The sequence below is a fragment of the Stenotrophomonas sp. TWI273 genome (assembly GCF_039674765.1).
In the GTDB taxonomy this organism is placed as follows: domain Bacteria; phylum Pseudomonadota; class Gammaproteobacteria; order Xanthomonadales; family Xanthomonadaceae; genus Stenotrophomonas.
This window is the reverse complement of sequence record NZ_JBDJOA010000033.1, coordinates 1-16,883: the sequence shown is the minus strand read 5'-3', so window position 1 is coordinate 16,883 and position 16,883 is coordinate 1. Positions and strand designations below refer to the sequence as shown.

The 16,883-nt window shown below is 66.2% G+C and carries 10 protein-coding genes; 6 read left to right on the top strand and 4 right to left on the bottom strand.

Translation table 11 applies throughout. The features are described from left to right. Nucleotides 1-258 precede the first annotated feature (258 nt). Both ABE571_RS18500 and ABE571_RS18495 read right to left on the bottom strand, forming a co-directional pair. Complete coding sequence (locus ABE571_RS18500) at nt 259-2,322, bottom strand: S9 family peptidase (protein ID WP_346494368.1); 2,064 nt, start codon at nt 2,320-2,322, stop codon at nt 259-261. 148 nt (nt 2,323-2,470) lie between these two features. Next, nucleotides 2,471-4,441, bottom strand: coding sequence for an oligopeptide transporter, OPT family (locus ABE571_RS18495; RefSeq protein ID WP_346463932.1), 1,971 nt, complete (start codon nt 4,439-4,441; stop codon nt 2,471-2,473). A 223-nt stretch (nt 4,442-4,664) separates the two neighbouring features. On the opposite strand from ABE571_RS18495, the gene ABE571_RS18490 reads away from it, so the two are divergent. Together ABE571_RS18490 and ABE571_RS18485 are read left to right on the top strand one after the other, a co-directional pair. Then, complete coding sequence (locus tag ABE571_RS18490; protein WP_346494366.1) at nt 4,665-5,816, top strand: heparan-alpha-glucosaminide N-acetyltransferase domain-containing protein; 1,152 nt, start codon at nt 4,665-4,667, stop codon at nt 5,814-5,816. 202 nt (nt 5,817-6,018) lie between these two features. Beyond that, nucleotides 6,019-7,794 (top strand): oligopeptide:H+ symporter, encoded by a 1,776-nt coding sequence (locus tag ABE571_RS18485; RefSeq protein ID WP_346482167.1) that lies wholly within the window; start codon nt 6,019-6,021, stop codon nt 7,792-7,794. Nucleotides 7,795-7,872: 78 nt separating this feature from the next. Here the strand turns inward: ABE571_RS18485 and ABE571_RS18480 are convergent, their stop codons facing one another. Further along, the gene (locus ABE571_RS18480; protein WP_313217570.1) at nt 7,873-9,846 is read right to left on the bottom strand and encodes a S9 family peptidase; all 1,974 of its coding nucleotides are present in this window, start codon (nt 9,844-9,846) and stop codon (nt 7,873-7,875) included. A 148-nt stretch (nt 9,847-9,994) separates the two neighbouring features. Next, nucleotides 9,995-10,630, bottom strand: coding sequence for a LysE family transporter (locus tag ABE571_RS18475; RefSeq protein ID WP_121043335.1), 636 nt, complete (start codon nt 10,628-10,630; stop codon nt 9,995-9,997). Nucleotides 10,631-10,764: 134 nt separating this feature from the next. On the opposite strand from ABE571_RS18475, the gene ABE571_RS18470 reads away from it, so the two are divergent. The 4 genes from ABE571_RS18470 to ABE571_RS18455 all read left to right on the top strand — a co-directional run bounded on the left by ABE571_RS18470 (nt 10,765) and on the right by ABE571_RS18455 (nt 16,748). Beyond that, on the top strand, nt 10,765-11,670 hold the full coding sequence (locus ABE571_RS18470) for a LysR family transcriptional regulator ArgP (protein WP_259261335.1): 906 nt from the start codon (nt 10,765-10,767) through the stop codon (nt 11,668-11,670). A gap of 119 nt (nt 11,671-11,789) precedes the next feature. Beyond that, nucleotides 11,790-12,374: a hypothetical protein gene (locus ABE571_RS18465; protein ID WP_313212039.1), complete on the top strand. Its 585-nt coding sequence runs from the start codon at nt 11,790-11,792 to the stop codon at nt 12,372-12,374. A gap of 152 nt (nt 12,375-12,526) precedes the next feature. Further along, on the top strand, nt 12,527-14,218 hold the full coding sequence (mqo, locus tag ABE571_RS18460) for a malate dehydrogenase (quinone) (RefSeq protein WP_346494364.1): 1,692 nt from the start codon (nt 12,527-12,529) through the stop codon (nt 14,216-14,218). Nucleotides 14,219-14,549: 331 nt separating this feature from the next. Next, on the top strand, nt 14,550-16,748 hold the full coding sequence (locus ABE571_RS18455) for a TonB-dependent siderophore receptor (RefSeq protein WP_346494362.1): 2,199 nt from the start codon (nt 14,550-14,552) through the stop codon (nt 16,746-16,748). Nucleotides 16,749-16,883: the final 135 nt, after the last annotated feature.

The window sequence follows — 16,883 nt, the reverse complement described above, 5'->3', positions numbered from 1 at the left end:
GCCCATGGTGGGCGTGCGGCTTTTCCGTCCCCCCTCCAAGCGCCCGCCTCTACCGGTTACACCGCCGACGATGACCGGTTACACCGCCGACGATGACCGGTTATACCGCCGACGATGACCGGTTACACCGCCGACGATGATCGGTTACACCGCCGACGTTGGCCGGTTACACCGCCGCCGATCACCGGTGATACCACGGCCAACGAGACCCGGTGCCATGAAGAAGCGCCGCCCCTGGGGGCGGCGCTTCAAACCGGCTTATTCGCCGATGTGCTGCTTCAACCAGCCGTTGACAGTGTCGTGCCACTGCACGCTGTTCTGCGGCTTGAGCACCCAGTGGTTCTCATCCGGGAAGTACAGGAACTTGGATTCGATACCCTGGCGCTGCGCAGCGGTGAACGCGGCCAGGCCCTGCTCCACCGGAATGCGGTAGTCGAGCTGGCCGTGCACGATCAGGATCGGCTTCTTCCAGTCGGCCACATGGTTGACCGGGTTGAACTTCTCATAGTTGGCCGCCTTCTCGTATGGCGTGCCACCCTGCTCCCACTCGGTGAACCACAGCTCTTCGGTGGCGTAGCCCATCATGCGCTGGTCGAACACGCCGTCATGATTGACCAGGCACTTCCACGGCTCGTTCCAGTTGCCGGCGATCCAGTTGACCATGAAGCCGCCGTAGCTGGCGCCCAGGGCACACGCCTTGTCACCGTTGAGGAACGGGTACTGCTTCTGTGCCGCGGCCCAGCCCTTCTGCAGGTCTTCCAGCGGGCGGTCGCCCCAATGCTGGCTGATCGCATCGGTGAAGGCCTGGCCGTAGCCGGTGGAGCCGTGGAAGTCGATCATGACCACCGCGTAGCCCTGGCCGGCGTAGGTCTGCGGATTCCAGCGGTAGCTCCAGCCGTTGCCGAAGCTGCCCTGCGGGCCACCGTGGATCAGGAACGCGACCGGGTAACTCTTGCCTTCCTGGTAGTTGTACGGCTTGACCACGTAACCGTGCACGGTCTCGTTGTTCCAGCCCTTGAACTGGAACTGCTCGTAATCGCCGAAGGCGACGTCGGGCAGCATCTCACCGGCGCTCGGGGTGATCTCGCGCGGGTTGGCACCATCGAAGGCGGCCACGATGATCTGATCACCGCTCTTCAGACTGTTCTTCGTATACGCCAGCGTGGTGCCGGCGATCACCGGCGAGCCGATGCTGCCGCCGTCGGCCACCACTTCAGCGGTGCCGGTGGCGATATCGACGCCGAACAGGCGGTGCTCGCCCATGTCGTCGGCGCTGGTGTAGATCAGCGTGCCGTCACCGGACAGCACGATCTCGCCGGCCGAACGATCCCACTTCGGTGCGATCTCGCGGGTCTTGCCGGTGGCCACGTCCATCGCCATCAGGCCGAAGCGGTCCGCTTCGAAGCCCGGGCGCTGCATGGCGCGGTAGTACAGGGTCTTGCCGTCGGCGCTGAACACCGGGCCCGCATCCCAGGCCGGGTTGGCCGCGGTCAGGTTGACCGGGGCCTGCTTGCCCTCGGCATCCAGACGGTACAGATCGAAATTGGTCGACCACGGCTCCTGCTTGCCGGCCACGCGGATCGCGGCGACCACGCTCTTGCCATCCGGCGACCAGGTGAAGTCGTCATTGCCACCGAACGGCTTGGACGGCGCATCGCCGGCCAGCGTCGCGCTGATCGCCGAGGCACCCTTCACCGCCGCGGCCTTGGCGGCCGGCAGCGGCGCCACGAACAGCGTGTTGCGGCGGCCATCGGCCCAGGTATCCCAATGGCGCACGAACAGGTTATCGAACACCTCACCGGTGTTCTTGCGCGCCTTGTGTGCGTCCAGCTTCTTGCTGGTGCACGCCAGGTCCGAACCGCAGTCCTGGAACACGCCGCTGCTGAAGGCCACGCGGTCGCCCTGCGGGGAGACGTGGAAGCTGTCCACATCGACGGGGAAGTCGGTCAGCTGGCGCGGCGTGCCGCCGGTGGTCGGCTGCGCGTAGAGCTGCTGGCTGCCGTTCCTGGCGCTCAGGAAATACACGGTCTGGCCGTCGGCCGACAGCGTGGCCGAGTTGACGTTCCAGCCGGCCGGGGTCAGCGGCTTGGGCGGGGCCAGGTCACGCGTGCGCAGGTTGCGGATGTACAGGCCGGTGCTGGCCTTGCTGTCGGTACCGACCACGCGCTTGGCGAAGATCACGTTGCCGCCATCGGCGGTGAGCAGCGGGCTGGAGACCCGATCCAGCGCGATCATGTCGCGCACATCCAGGCCACGCGTGGCCGCCAGCGAGGGCATCGCGGTCAGCAGGCACAACGGCAGCAGGGCGTAACGAAGTTTCATCGGGGTCTCCGCGGAACGGCAAAACGCCGATGGTAGGGCCGAGGGGTGGCCCATGCAAAGGCCATCGGTCATGCCGTGCCCTGGGCGCTCCAGAAACGACAAACCCCGCCGGAGCGGGGTTTGTCGTGACGCACACCGGGGTCGCTGGTTAGACCGAACCCACCGCGCGTTTGCCGGTGCGGTAGATCAACCAGCCGACCAGGAACAGTACGGCCAGACCGATCCACTGCGCGCCCGGCAGGTGGAACGGCAGCGCCAGCACGTCCGCGCGGCTGCTGATCACGATCGGCACCGCGATCGCGATACCCATCAGGGCTTCACCGGTGATCAGGCCGGCGGCGAACAGCACGCCCGGCTTGTGCACGCGGTCGCGGCCTTCTTCATCGTCGCCGCGGATCTTGTGGAAACGCTCCACCAGGTAGGCGATCAGGCCGCCCAGGAAGATCGGCACCATCAGCTCCAGCGGCAGGTAGATACCGATCGCCGCGGCCAGCACTGGCACGCGGAAACGGGCGTTGCGCGACTTCAGCCAGCTGTCGAAGGCGATGATCGCCGCGCCGACCACGGCACCGATGCCGATGAAGGTCCACGGCAGCTCGCCGCCGAACAGGCCCTTGGCCACCGAGGCCATCAGATTCGCCTGCGGTGCGGCCAGCGCGTTGGGATGCAGCTCGGACTTCACGCCGATGCCGTAGGCGGTGGCCAGCAGGTTCAGTACCGGCGCCATGATCAGCGCGCACGAGAACGCGCCGATGCCCAGCATCAGCTGCTGCTTCCACGGGGTGGCACCGACGATGTAACCGGCCTTGAGATCCTGCAGGTTGTCGCCACCGACCGCGGCCGCACAGCACACCACCGCACCGATCATGATCGCGGCCACCGCACCCAGCGGGGCGCCGCCCACGCCGACCGGGGTCAGGCCGTCCTTGCCGAGCAGCAGCACCAGCACCGCCGAGGCGAACAGGATGGTGGAGATGGTGATGCCCGAGACCGGGTTGTTGGAGGAGCCGATCAGGCCGGCCAGGTAGGCCGAGACCGAGACGAACAGGAAGCCGGCCACGATCATGATGAGCGTCATCGGGATCGAGACGTGCCACTGGCCCACGATGGCCTGGTACAGCGCCAACAGCGGCAGGGTGAACACCACCAGGGCCACCAGCATCCACTTCATCGGCAGGTCGCGCTCGGTGTGCGCCAGCGCCGGGCCACCGCTCTTGCGGGCCGCGGCAAAGCCACTCTTGACGCCATTGAGCAGCGACTTGCGCAGCGAGATCAGGGTCCACACGCCACCGATCAGCATCGCGCCCACGCCCAGGTAACGCATCTTCGCGCCCCAGATGGCGAACGCCGCCTCGGTGGAGCTGGCCGTGGCGATCGAGGCGGCCAGGGCCGGATCGGTGTTCATGAAGAACGACTGGTACAGCGGAATGGCGATATGCCAGGTCAGGATCGAGCCGGACACCACCACGATGCCGACATTCAGGCCGACGATGTAGCCCACACCCAGCAGCGCCGGGGACAGGTTGGTGCCGATGAAGGCGGTGATCTTCGAGCTGCCCACGTAGGCCGAGGTGGCCCAGGCATCCGGAATCAGGCGCAGGCCGCTTTCGGCCGCCAGCTTCACGAAGGCGCCGATCACCGCCGACACGGCCAGGATCTTCAGGCCCGGGCCGGGGTTCTCACCGGCCTTGAGCACTTCGGCGGCCGCCTTGCCTTCCGGGAAGGGCAGCGGATCTTCGACGATCATCGAACGGCGCAGCGGCACCGAGAACAGCACACCCAGCAGGCCACCCAGGCCGGCGATGCCCAGCACCCACCAGTACTTGAAGTCCGGCCAGTAGCCCATGATCACCAGCGCGGGAATCGTAAAGATCACGCCGGCGGCGATCGACGAGCCGGCCGAAGCACCGGTCTGGACGATGTTGTTTTCAAGGATGGTGCCACCGCCGAGCAGGCGCAGCACGCCCATGGAGATGACGGCCGCGGGAATCGCGGTGGCGATGGTCAGGCCTGCGAACAGACCGAGGTAGGCGTTGGCGGCCGACAGAATCACCGCCAGCACGATGGCAAGCACCACCGCGCGGAAAGTGAGCTGGCGTGGCGCAGCGTCGTTGTTCATGGAAGCCCCTGCTGGCAAAAAATCCCTGCCACGCTAGCGTTCATGTACGGGCAAGTCCAGTAGTGCCGGCCGCCGGCCGGCAACCCCGCACCACCTGATCGAGGCCCCTGTTGACCTACGCGGGCCGCCGCCGCTGCGACACGCCGGACTCGGCAACGTCCAAGGCCGGGCCCATCCACTTTAGTTATGTTATATCCTATCGCACCGAGCAACCGGCGCTGCTGTGACGCATTCCCCCACCTCCCGCCTGACCTCCATCGACCAGCTGCGCGGCACCGTCATTGTGCTGATGCTGCTCGACCACGTGCGCGAAACCTTCTACATGCACCAGCAGGTCGGCGACCCCATGGTGGTGGACCAGGTCGAGCCGGCGCTGTTCGTCAGCCGGCTGCTGGCGCATCTGTGTGCCCCGGTGTTCGTGCTGCTGACCGGCCTGTCGGCCTGGTTGTACGCCAGTGGCAAGCCGGATGGGCGCCGGGCCGCGTCGGCTTTCCTGCTCAAGCGCGGCCTGTTCCTGGTAGTGCTGGAGCTGCTGGTGGTCAACTTCGCGTGGACGCTGCAGTTCCCGCCCAGCGTGTTGTACCTGCAGGTGATCTGGGCGATCGGCATCAGCATGATCGCGCTGGCCGGGCTGTTGTGGCTGCCACGCGGCGCACTGGCGGTGCTGGCGCTGGCCGTGATCGCCGGGCACAACCTGCTCGATGGCGTCCGCGTGCAGGGCGACGGGGTGCTGGCCGTGCTGTGGAAGGTGCTGCACCAGCGCGACTGGATCACCGTGACCGACGGGCTGCGCCTGCGCACCTCCTACCCGGTGCTGCCGTGGATCGGCGTCATTGCACTGGGCTGGGTGATCGGCCCGTGGTTCGCGCGCGGCGGCGATGCCCTCCTGCGCCAGCGTCGCCTGTGGATGGCCGGCGCCGGTGCGCTGCTGGCGTTCGTCATCCTGCGGGCGGTGAACCTCTACGGCGACAGCCCGTGGCAGTCCTTCGCCACACTGGGCAGCACGCTGATGAGCGTCTTCAACGTCACCAAGTACCCGCCCTCGCTCCTGTTCCTGCTGCTGACCCTGGGCATCGGCCTGCTGTTGCTGCGCCTGTACGAGCAGCCGCGCGTGGCACGGGCGCTGGCGCCACTGGCCGACATCGGCGCAGCACCGATGTTCTTCTACCTGCTGCACCTGTACGTGCTGAAGCTGCTGTACGTGCTGGCCGAAGCACGCTGGGGGCACACCCACGGCGCGTATGTCGCCGTGGACCACGTGGCGAGCCTGTGGGTGATCACCGCGGTACTGGCACTGGCGCTGTACTGGCCCACGCGGGCGTTCGCGCGGTTCAAGGCGCGGCGGCGGGATCTGGCCTGGCTTCGCTATCTGTAAGCGCGCGATGCCGGGATGGTGAGGCTGCCGGCCAGCGGCCGGCACTACTAGAGCGTACCGGCCGGCACTACTAGAGCGTAGCGGCCGGCACTACGACAGCGGCGCGGCCGATACCACGACGGCGGAGCGGCCAGACACGGCACGGCTGACCCTTCGCCCCGGGCCTATACTCGCCCCCTTGTCCGCCCTGCCCGATCCCTCGATGACCGCAGCCGCCCTGCCCGCCGCCGCAACCTCCACCCCCACCGACGACTTCCTCGGCCATCCCAAGGGCGTCTACATCTGCTTCTTCACCGAGATGTGGGAGCGGTTCTCGTTCTACGGGATGAAGGCGCTGCTGCTGCTGTATCTCACCAAGTACCACCTGTTCGGCGACAAGGCCGGCCTGGATCTGCTCGGCGCGTACGGTGGCCTGGTCTACTGCATCCCGGTCTTCGGCGGCCTGCTCGCCGACCGCTGGCTGGGCATGCGCAAGGCGGTGGTGTTCGGCGGCGTGCTGCTGGTGCTCGGGCATCTGGGCATGGCCTTCGAAGGTCACGCAGCGGTCCGCGTCGATGGCGCGGTGGTCCGCGATGACGCCGCGCTGGGCATCACCTACCTGTCGCTGGCCCTGATCATCATGGGCGTAGGCTTCCTCAAGCCGAACATCTCCACCATCGTCGGCAAGCTGTACCCGGAAAACGATCCGCGTCGCGATTCGGGCTTTTCGCTGTTCTACGCCGGCATCAACCTGGGCGCGCTGTTTGCCTCGCTGGTGTGCGGCTTCCTCGGCGAAGCCTATGGCTGGAAGTACGGCTTCGGCGCGGCCGGTATCGGCATGGTGATCGGCCTGGGCATGTTCCTGTGGGGCCAGAAGTACCTGCAGGGCCACGCCGAACCGTCCGACCTGCCGGCACTGCGCCAACGCGTGCTCGGCATCCGCCGCGAATGGCTGATCTATGCGGTGGCCGTGCTGGGCGTGGTGCCGGTCGCCGCGCTGATGTGGGCCGCGGCCAATGGCGCGTTCGCGCTCGGCGGTGAAATCAGCCTGGCGCTGATGTTGATGATCGTGGTGCTGGGTGGCGTGCTGGTCTGGTTCGCCTGGTTCACCGGCACCCGCTGCACGCCGGTGCAGCGCCAGCAGATGATCGCGCTGATGGCGCTGATCTTCATGGCACTGGTGTTCTTCACCCTGTACGAGCAGACCTACGGCTCGTGGGTGACCTTCACCGATCGCCTGCTGACCAAGGACCTGGTGCCGTCGCTGGTGATCCAGGGCGGCACGCCGCTGCCGTGGTCGATCGCCTCGCTGCTGTTGGCACCGCTGGGCTTCGTGGTGGCCGCGCGCCTGTCGGAGCGAAACCCGGGTTCGTCCGCGCCGCGCAACCTGTTCATCGCCATTGTGGCCGCGATGCTGGTGATGCTGATCCGCGACTGCCTGGTGATCCCGCAGACGGCCGGCTCGCTGACCTACCTCGGCGGCCTGTTCCTGGTGGTGCTCGCCCCGCTGTTCGCGATGCTATGGGCGTGGCTGGACCGTCGCCGCATGGACCCGTCCAAGCCCATCAAATCCTCGATCGGGCTGATCTTCGCTGCGCTGTCGTTCGTGCCGTTGGCATTGGCCGCCCAACACGTGGGTGCAACCGGACAGATGGCCAGCGTGTGGTGGCTGGTGCTGGCGTATCTGATCCTTGAGATCGGCGAAATGTGCCTGTCACCGGTCGGTCTGTCCGCCGTCACCCAGCTGGCCGCGCCGCGCGTGGTCAGCCTGATGATGGGCACCTGGTTCCTGGCCACCGCGTTCTCCGAAACGCTGGCCGCGCTGTTCGGCAAGCTCGCCGCGATCGAGGTGCCGGAAGGCCAGACCATGGATATCGCCAGCGCCGCCGCCAGCTACGAACACCTGTTCTGGCTGCTGATGTGGATCGGACTGGGCTGCGCCGCCGTCGCGCTGATCTGCTCGCCACTGCTGAAGCGGATGATGCACGGGGTGAAGTAAGTCCGCGCCGTTTGCACAGACGACAACGGCACCTTCCGGTGCCGTTGTCGTTGAGGCGGGGTGGATGCCGCGCCGTACTCAGGGTTGGGCTGGCGTCGACGCCGAGGCGGTCTGGCCGCCCAGGCTGTTGGACAGGAACGCCAGCAGCTTGGTGTAGTACTCGCGGCGGTGCGGATCGGTGTAGAAGCCGTGGCCTTCGGTAGGGTAGTACAGCGCTTCCACCGGCACGCCGGCTTTCCTCAACGCCGCTTCCATCCGCCTGGTGTGCTGGATCGGCGCGCGTTCGTCTTCGCCACCGGCAGCGAGGAATACCGGCACCTTGATGCGGTCGGCCAGATTCACCGGCGATACCGCCGCCAGTTGCTGCCGGTCACCGATCCATTCCTTGAGATAGTTTTCGCCGGAGCCACGCCGCTGGATGTCGCCGGTGGTGAACATGATCGGCAGGTCATAGACACCGACATACCCGGCCGCACAACGGTACAGGCCGGGCTCTTTGGCAGCGCCCATCATCGCCGCGTAGCCGCCATAACTGGCGCCATAGATGCAGATCCGCGAGGCGTCGGCGATTCCCTCGCTGATGGCCCAGCGGGTTGCATCGGTGAGATCGTCCTGCATGGTGCCGCCCCACTCGCGGGCGCCTGCGGATCGATGGGCGCGCCCGTAATTGCCCGATCCACGGAAGTTGATCTGCAGCACCGCATAACCCGCGTCAGCGAGCATCTGGCTGACCGGGTCGTAGCCGCCGGTATCGAACGGACCGTAAGGCCCCCCGTGCGGGATCACCACCATCGGCTGCCTGGTGGCATTGCCTTTACCCGGCACCGTCAGGTAGCCGTGCAGGGCAAGCCCATCACGCGCTTTGAGCGCCACCGGGCGCACGACGGCCGTCGCGGCCGGGTCGATCCAGCTGCTGCGGCTGATGACGTGGTCGGCCTTCTTTGCCTCATTGTCGAAGATGTAGAAGTCGCCCGGGTTGCGACCCGACCACGCCTCAACCATCAGCTGCCTGCCATCACGGGTGCTGGAGGTGATGAACACCGCATCACCACCAAATGCGGCCTCCAGGCTGCGATACAGACGGGCATCGGGGCCCTGTTCGTCGAAGAAGCGGGTGCGCGGCGTGTCACCCAGGTACAGCGCCCCCACCGGGATGGATGTGCCCGGCCGATAGATGTACTTGTGCACATCCACCACCGGATCGCGGAGCACGAGCTTGCGCTCTTCGGTCACCGGGTCCCAGGACACGATGGCATCTGGCCCCTGCGGCATCTCGGTATTGAAGTACGCCAGCCGGCCATCTTCGGAGAAACCAATCGCAGTTTCGATACGCCCGTTCAGTGCTTCATCGTTGACGAGCTTCCAGGTCGTGCCCGACCCTTCGCGGTAGTACAGCTTGTTGACGTTGTCGGTTCCCGCGCCATGCGCGAAACGCACCTGGCCCTGGTTGTCGGTGACGAAATCGGCGCGACGCACGGGCGAGCGCGCCACGGTCTGACGGCGGCCGGTGGTGACATCGAGCCGATCGGCACGGGTGAACGGGTCATCGTTGAACGGCCAGATCGTGACCAGCACGTTGCGGTCGTCCGCGGGCAGGTCATCAGCGAGGAACGCCGCCACCGCCTCCACTTTTTTCTGCTGGATGCGGGTACCCGGGCCGTTTCCCTGCACGCGGTAGCCGACCAGCAGTTCGCCGCGCCCGCCGTTGGCGTTCATGGCATACAGTTCACCGGTCATTCGAGGCTGGTCCAGGGAACCATGCTTTTCGGCCAGGCCGATCAGCACGCGCTCTCCACTGACCCAGTCGAAATGGTTGGCGTGATTGTTCCTGGGTGGCACAAACGAGCCCACCACCTCACCCCCGTCTCTGCGCAGAATCGCCAAGGCCGTCCGATCTTCCATCGGCACTGTCGCTGCGTAGTAGTCGCCGTTCGGCGAAATCTTGATATCGGTGAAGGCATCCCGGCGCAGGTAGCGCTCCAGATCCACCGCGCCGGCCTGGCCCGTGATGGCCAGCAATACCAGCAGTCCCAACCTTTGTACGTGCTTCATCCTTTCCCCCTGCTGCATCGGACCTCATGTCCGGGATCGCGATTCTAGGCGGAAGATCGAGCTGCCAACCAGAGGGATATTCCTGCTGATGCAAAAAAAATGGCACCGCGAACGGTGCCATTTCCAGGACCTGCATCGAGGAGAGAGTTCAATGCATGCCGCGGAACGCGAGGCTGAGCGCCAGGATCGACAGGATCACCGCGATGGTGCCGTCGAGGATGCGCCAGGTCTTGGGCTTGGTGAACAGCGGGGCCAGCAGGCGCGCGCCCAGGCCCTGGGCGGTCAGCCACAGGCAGCTGGCGGTGAACACGCCGGCGGCGAACGCCATGCGCGCATTGCCGAAGTTCTCGGCGATACCGCCGATGACCATCATGTCCAGCCAGAAATGCGGATTGATCAGCGAGAAGCCGACCGCCGAGATCAGCACCGCGCGGCGCGAGGTGCTGTCGCCATCGTCCACATGCATGCCGCCGCCACCGGCCAGCGCGCGCCGCGCCGACTGCCAGGCGTACCAGGCCAGGAAGGCGACACCGCCCCACAGCACCACGGTGGTGAGCCACGGCAGCGCCTGGGTCAGCGTGCGCAGGCCCGCCACGCTGGCGAAGATGAAGATGCCATCGATGGCGGCGCAGGTCGCCACCACGGGAATTATGTGCTTGCGCAGGATGCCCTGGCGCAGGATGAACGCGCTCTGCGCGCCGACCACCGCGAACAGGCCGATGCCGGTTGCGGCACCACTGAGCCACGCGCTCAGCCCGGCGCCGCCGGAAAGGATGGAAAACATGGGATACCACCTGTGTCTTGCTGGGGGGCGGTGCCTCGCCAAGGCGTACAGCACCGGATGGCGCGTATTGTCGCGCCGCAACATTAAAAAGTAGAGCTAAACTTACTTAACCATCTTTAGCAGAACTTAAGATCATGCGCATCGACCATGCCCAGCTCCGCGCCTTGGCGGCGGTGATCCGCGAAGGCAGCTTCGACCGTGCCGCGCAGTCGCTCAATGTCACTGCCTCGGCGGTCTCCCAGCGGGTCAAGGCGCTGGAAGACCGGGTCGGCCGCCTGCTGGTCAAGCGCTCGTCCCCGGCGGTGGCCACCACCGAGGGTCAGGTGCTGGTCCAGCTGGCCGAGCAGACCGCCCTGCTGGAGCACGACGCGCTGCACCGGATGGGCATCGCCGATGAGGACCTGCCCCATGCCAGCATTCCGGTGGCGGTCAACCACGACAGCCTGGAAACCTGGTTCCCCGAGGCGGCCCTGCAGTTCGCACGGCAGACCGGCACCACGCTGGACCTGCGCTCGGAAGACCAGGACCACACCGTGGCCCTGCTCCGGCAAGGGGCCGTGCTGGGCGCGGTGACCACGCTGGATGAGCCGGTGCAGGGCTGCCAGATCCATGCGCTGGGCAGCATCCGCTATGCCGCCACCTGCACCCCGGCCTTCCATGAGCAGCACTTCGCCAAGGGCGTCAACGCGCAGTCGCTGGCCCAGGCCCCGGTGCTGGTGTTCAACCGCAAGGACGACATGCAGGCCCGGTTCGCCCGCCGCCTGGCCGGCAACGACCTGCCGCTGACCGCGCCGACCTGGTGGATTCCCTCCACCCGCGCCTTCGTCCAGGCCAACCTCGGCGGGTTGGGCTGGACCATGAACCCGCTGCCGCTGGTCAAGCGCCACCTGGACGCCGGCCGGCTGGTGCACATGAAGCAGCGCGCGTGGGAAGACGTGCCGCTGTACTGGCAGCACTGGAAGGGCGATGTGCAGACGATGGCGCTGCTGACCCGGGCGGTGCTGGCCGCCTCGGCGACGCTGGTGCGCAAGAAGCGATAGCCCCGGACCGGTAAGCGCCGACCGGTGGTCGGCTGTCGTACCGGGGCCGCATGCAGCCCTACACGACCTGACGACCCGCCCCGATGCAGCATCGGCGCATTCCCGCCGCGGGCACGTCGATGGACACCGATCCGGTCTACCTGCACATCCGCGTGGTGCTCAGCATCATCCTCGGCCTGAGCATCACCACCCTGCTGCGGGGTCTGGCGGGGATCATCGAGCACCCCCAGCGCCGCGGCTGGTCGTGGATCCACCTGTGCTGGGTGGTCTGGGCGCTGATCTCGGTGGTGACCTTCTGGTGGTGGGAGTTCCGCCTGGGCGAGGTCCGGCAGTGGACCTTCGAGCTGTATCTGTTCGTGATCGCCTACTGCGCCGCGTGGTACCTGCTCTGCGTCCTGCTGTTTCCGGACGATGTGCGCGAGTTCGGCAGCTATGAAAACTACCTGCTGCAGCGGCGCGGTGGCTTCTTCGGGATGCTGGCGCTGGTCACGCTGCTGGATCTGGTCGATACCGCCATCAAGGGGCACAGCCGCTGGCAGATGCTCGGCGATGCCTACTGGGTCCACACGGTGGTGATGCTGGCCATTGCCGGGCTGGGCATGGCCCTGCGCCAGCGTCGCGCCCATCTGGCCCTGGCCCTGATAGCACTGGTCTATCAAGCCAGCTATTTCCTCGTTGAATACTTCACCTTGGCCAGCGACTGACCCGGTCTGGCACACCCACCGGATGCTGCGTTGCACCAAATCCGTACCGGAAAGGGCTAAAATTGCCTCCAAGGTACCGCTGTGACGCCCGTCTTCACGGGCGTTCCCGGCAGCGGCGGCATCCTTCCCATGTCTCCCTACCTGAGATCCCCATGAAAAAACTAGCGAAGGTCGTCCTCGGCCTGTTCGTGGTGTTGCTGTTGGCAGCGGCACTGTTCCTGTACTGGCCGCTGCATCAGCGTTCGGTCCCGGCTGCCGGCAACGACAAGCCGGTCGACGTCGTCCTGGTCGGCGGCGGCATCATGAGCATCACGCTCGCCACCTTCCTGCAGGAGCTGCAGCCCGACTGGAACATCCAGGTCTATGAACGCCTGGACGGGGTTGCGCTGGAAAGCTCGGACGGTTGGAACAACGCCGGCACCGGCCATTCCGCGTTCGCCGAGTTGAACTACACCCCCGAGCTGCCGGACGGCAGCATCGAGACCAAGCGTGCGGTCGGCATCGCCGAGCAGTTCGAGATCTCGCGCCAGTTCTGGTCGCACCAGATCCGCGAAGGCCGCCTGAGCCAGCCCAGCGATTTCATCAACCCGACCCCGCACATGAGCTTCGTCTGGGGGGATGAGAACATCGCTTACCTGCACAAGCGTCAGCAGGCGCTGGTCAAGAACCCGCTGTTCTACGGCATGCAGTACTCCGAGGATCCCGCGCAGATCACGCAGTGGGCGCCGCTGTTGATGGAAGGCCGCGATCCGAAGCAGAAGGTCGCCGCCACCTGGATGCCGCTGGGCACCGACGTGAACTTCGGCGTGATCACCCGCCAGCTGACCGCGGGCCTGGAACGCAGCCCGAACTTCAAGCTGCACCTCAACCATGAAGTGCGCGCCCTGCGCCAGAACGATGACAAGAGCTGGAACGTGACCGTCAAGGACCTGAAGTCCGACAACGAGACCACGGTCAAGTCGCGCTTCGTGTTCATCGGTGCCGGCGGCGCCGCGCTCAAGCTGCTGCAGCTGTCGGGCATTCCGGAATCGAAGAACTACGCCGGCTTCCCGGTCGGTGGCCAGTTCCTGGCCTTCCAGGACCCGGTGATCGCCAACCGGCATTCGGTGAAGGCCTACGGCATGGCCGAAACCGGCTCGCCGCCGATGTCGGTGCCGCACCTGGATGCGCGCAAGCTGGATGGCAAGCCGGTGGTGCTGTTCGGGCCGTTCGCGCTGTACAGCACCAAGTTCCTCAAGCATGGCTCGTGGTTCGACCTGTACTCCTCGGTCAACCACAACAACGTGGCCGGCATGATGGGCGTGGGCCTGGAGAATCTGGACCTGGTGAAGTACCTGATGGGCCAGGCACGTCTGAACGATGACGACCGCCAGGCCGAACTGGTCAAGTATTTTCCCCACGCCAAGCGCGAGGACTGGAAACTGGTGACCGCCGGCCAGCGCGTGCAGATCATCAAGAAGGACCCGGAAAAGGGCTCGATCCTGCAGTTCGGTACCGAGATCGTGACCGACCAGGACCACACCCTGGCCGCCCTGCTCGGCGCCTCGCCGGGTGCCTCGACCTCGCCGCCGATCATGCTGGACCTGCTCAAGAAAGCCTTCCCGGAGCAGATGGCGGCGGGCTGGGAAGCGCGCCTGAAGCAGATCGTCCCGTCGTATGGCCGCAAGCTCAATGACAGCCCGGCGCTGACCAATGAGATCCGCCGCCTGACCAGCGAGACCCTGAAGCTGCCGTACCTGGAGGTGCCGGTCGAGACCAGCCCCGCGGTGATGCTGACCCCGCCGCCGGCCGCCAAGCCGGCCGAAGCCAAGCGCAACGCCAACGAAGAACTGCAGGCGCTGTAAGCCTGCACCGGCGAGGCCTTCGGGCCTCCGCCACGGTTTCCCTCCGGCCACCCTCGCGGTGGCCGGTTGCGTTTTTGGGGGCCAGCGCCGCCGCGCGACCGCTCTACGCCGACGCGGCCGATTGTTCAAGAATTGTAAAGCGACTGAGAACGATTTACATTTGCGCATCGCAGGGGTGTCGCTACGGAAACGGGACGGTCTCAACGGACTGCCGTCTCCCCGCAGCTGCCCGACAGCCTGCTTTCCCAGGATGGACCTACCGTGCCTGGCGCCTGCGCGCCGGCGTTGCCTGCCTGTTGCCTTCCTTCCCTACTGCCGTCCAGAGACCCCCATGTCGCTCCGCGCCCACCCGCTCCGCTCCCGCCGTGCCCCGCTGGCCCTGGCCCTGCTCTCCGCCCTCTCGCTGACCGCCCCGCAGGCCTTCGCCGATGCGCTGGCAGACGCCAGCAGCGCTGCCGATGCCAAGACGTTGGACAAGGTCAGCGTGGTGGGTGCACGGGCCGCGCCCTCGAGCACCACCCGCCTGCCGATCAGCCTGCAGGAAACCCCGCAGTCGGCGACGTCGATCGGCCTTCAGCGCCTGCAGGACGAATCGCTGTTCAGCATCAACGACGTCATGCGCAACGTCACCGGCGTGAGCGTCTCGTTCTACGACACCCAGCGCCCGCTGTATTACGCACGCGGTTTTCCCATCACCGATTTCCAGGTCGATGGCATCCCCACCTACAGCGGCTCGACCAACCAGGAATATGACACCGCGTTCTACGATCGGGTCGAAGTGATCCGCGGCGCCAACGGCCTGCTGAGCGGCGCAGGCGTGCCATCGGCGACGGTCAACCTGCTGCGCAAGCGCCCGGGCAAGGAGTTCGATGCCTCCTTCTCGGTCAGCGCCGGCAGCTGGGACTACCAGCGCATGGAAGCCGACGTGACCGCGCCGTTGACCGCTGACGGCCGTTTCCGCAGCCGAGTGGTTGCCGCCTACACCGACCGCGATCTGTATTACGACCGCTACCATGAGAACAAGATGGCCGGCATGGCCGTGCTGGAAGGTGACCTGACCGACAGCACCACGCTGACCGTCGGCTACCAGACCCAGGACAACAATCCGGTTGGCTCGACCTGGGGCACGGTGCCGTTCTTCAACAGCCAGGGCGACTTCGCCCATCTGCCGCGTTCGACCAACGTCGCGCCGAAGTGGAGCTACTGGCAGCGCGAGACCAGCACCGCCTTCGCCAACCTGGAGCAGCGCTTCGGCGAGAACTGGCTGCTGAAGATCAACACCGCCTACACCCAGGGCAACGTGCAGAACGTGCGCGTGTACGGCAGCGGCTACCCGGATCCGACCACCGGTGCGGGCATCTTCCTGCGCACCGCCGCCGGCGATTCCGAAGACACCCGCCGCAACGTGGATGCCTACCTGAGCGGCACGTTCTCCTTGTTCGGCCGCGAGCACGACCTGACCGTGGGGGGGCAGTGGGCGGATCTGGACGGCACCACCAACACCATCGCGCTGCGCTATCCCACCGATTGGGCACGTTGCGGGACCGAGCGCTGCTACTACATCCCGGATATCCGCACGTGGGATGGCGACATCTCCGAGGTGACCTACGCGCGTACCGGCGCACGCCGCGTCGCCAAGACCACGCAGAGTGGCGTCTACGTGGCCACCCGCCTGCGCCTGGCCGATCCGCTGGCCTTGATTGCCGGTGCGCGCCTGAGCCGTTGGGAAACGCTTTCCCGTTCCTACAACGCGGCCGGCGCGTACACCGGCACCAGCGGCGCTTACAAAGTGACGGATGAAGTCACGCCTTATGTGGGACTGGTGTACGACATCACCCCGCAGGTGGCGGCGTATGCCAGCTACACCGAAATCTTCAACCCGCAGAATTTCAAGGACCGCAACGAAAACCTGCTGGCACCGGTGGAAGGCTCCAATCTGGAAGCGGGCATCAAGTCGCAGTGGTTCGATGGTCGCCTGACCGCCAACGCCGCGGTGTTCGAGGCCAAGCAGGACAACTACGCGGTGCTCGACACGAGCGTGCCGGAGCGCTCGCTCAGCGATGGCAGCTCGGCTTACATCGGCATCAACGGGACCAAGGCACGCGGCTGGGAAGTGGACGTCAACGGCGAGATCCTGCCGGGATGGACCGTCAATGCCGGCTTCACCCACGTCAAGGTGACCCGTGCCGCCACCGATCTGCTGTACGCCAACCCGGCCGAAGATCTGCTGCAGCTCAACACCCAGGTGCGGCTGCGCGGTGCACTGGAGCGCCTGAGCGTGGGTGCCGGCGTGCAGTGGCAGAGCAAGGTGCAGGGCTACAACGTCCCCTATCCGCTCGGCGGCACGGTCACGGTGAACCAGCCGGCGTATGCGCTGGTGCAGTTCAACGCCAACTACCGCATCAGCGACAGCTGGACGGCGACGTTGAGCGTGCGCAATGCGCTGGACAAGACCTACTGGGCCAACCTGGATTACAACAACTACGGCGAGCCGCGTTTTGTCGCGTTGAGCCTGCGCTGGAAATACTGAGGCCTGACGACATCGCTGTGTTGAACGAACGGGTCGCCTTCGGGCGGCCCGTTTTTTTTGTGGCGACCCACCGTACACAGGTAGTGCCGGCCGCTGGCCGGCTCCTCGAAGACCCGACATTGCGTGGAGCCGGCC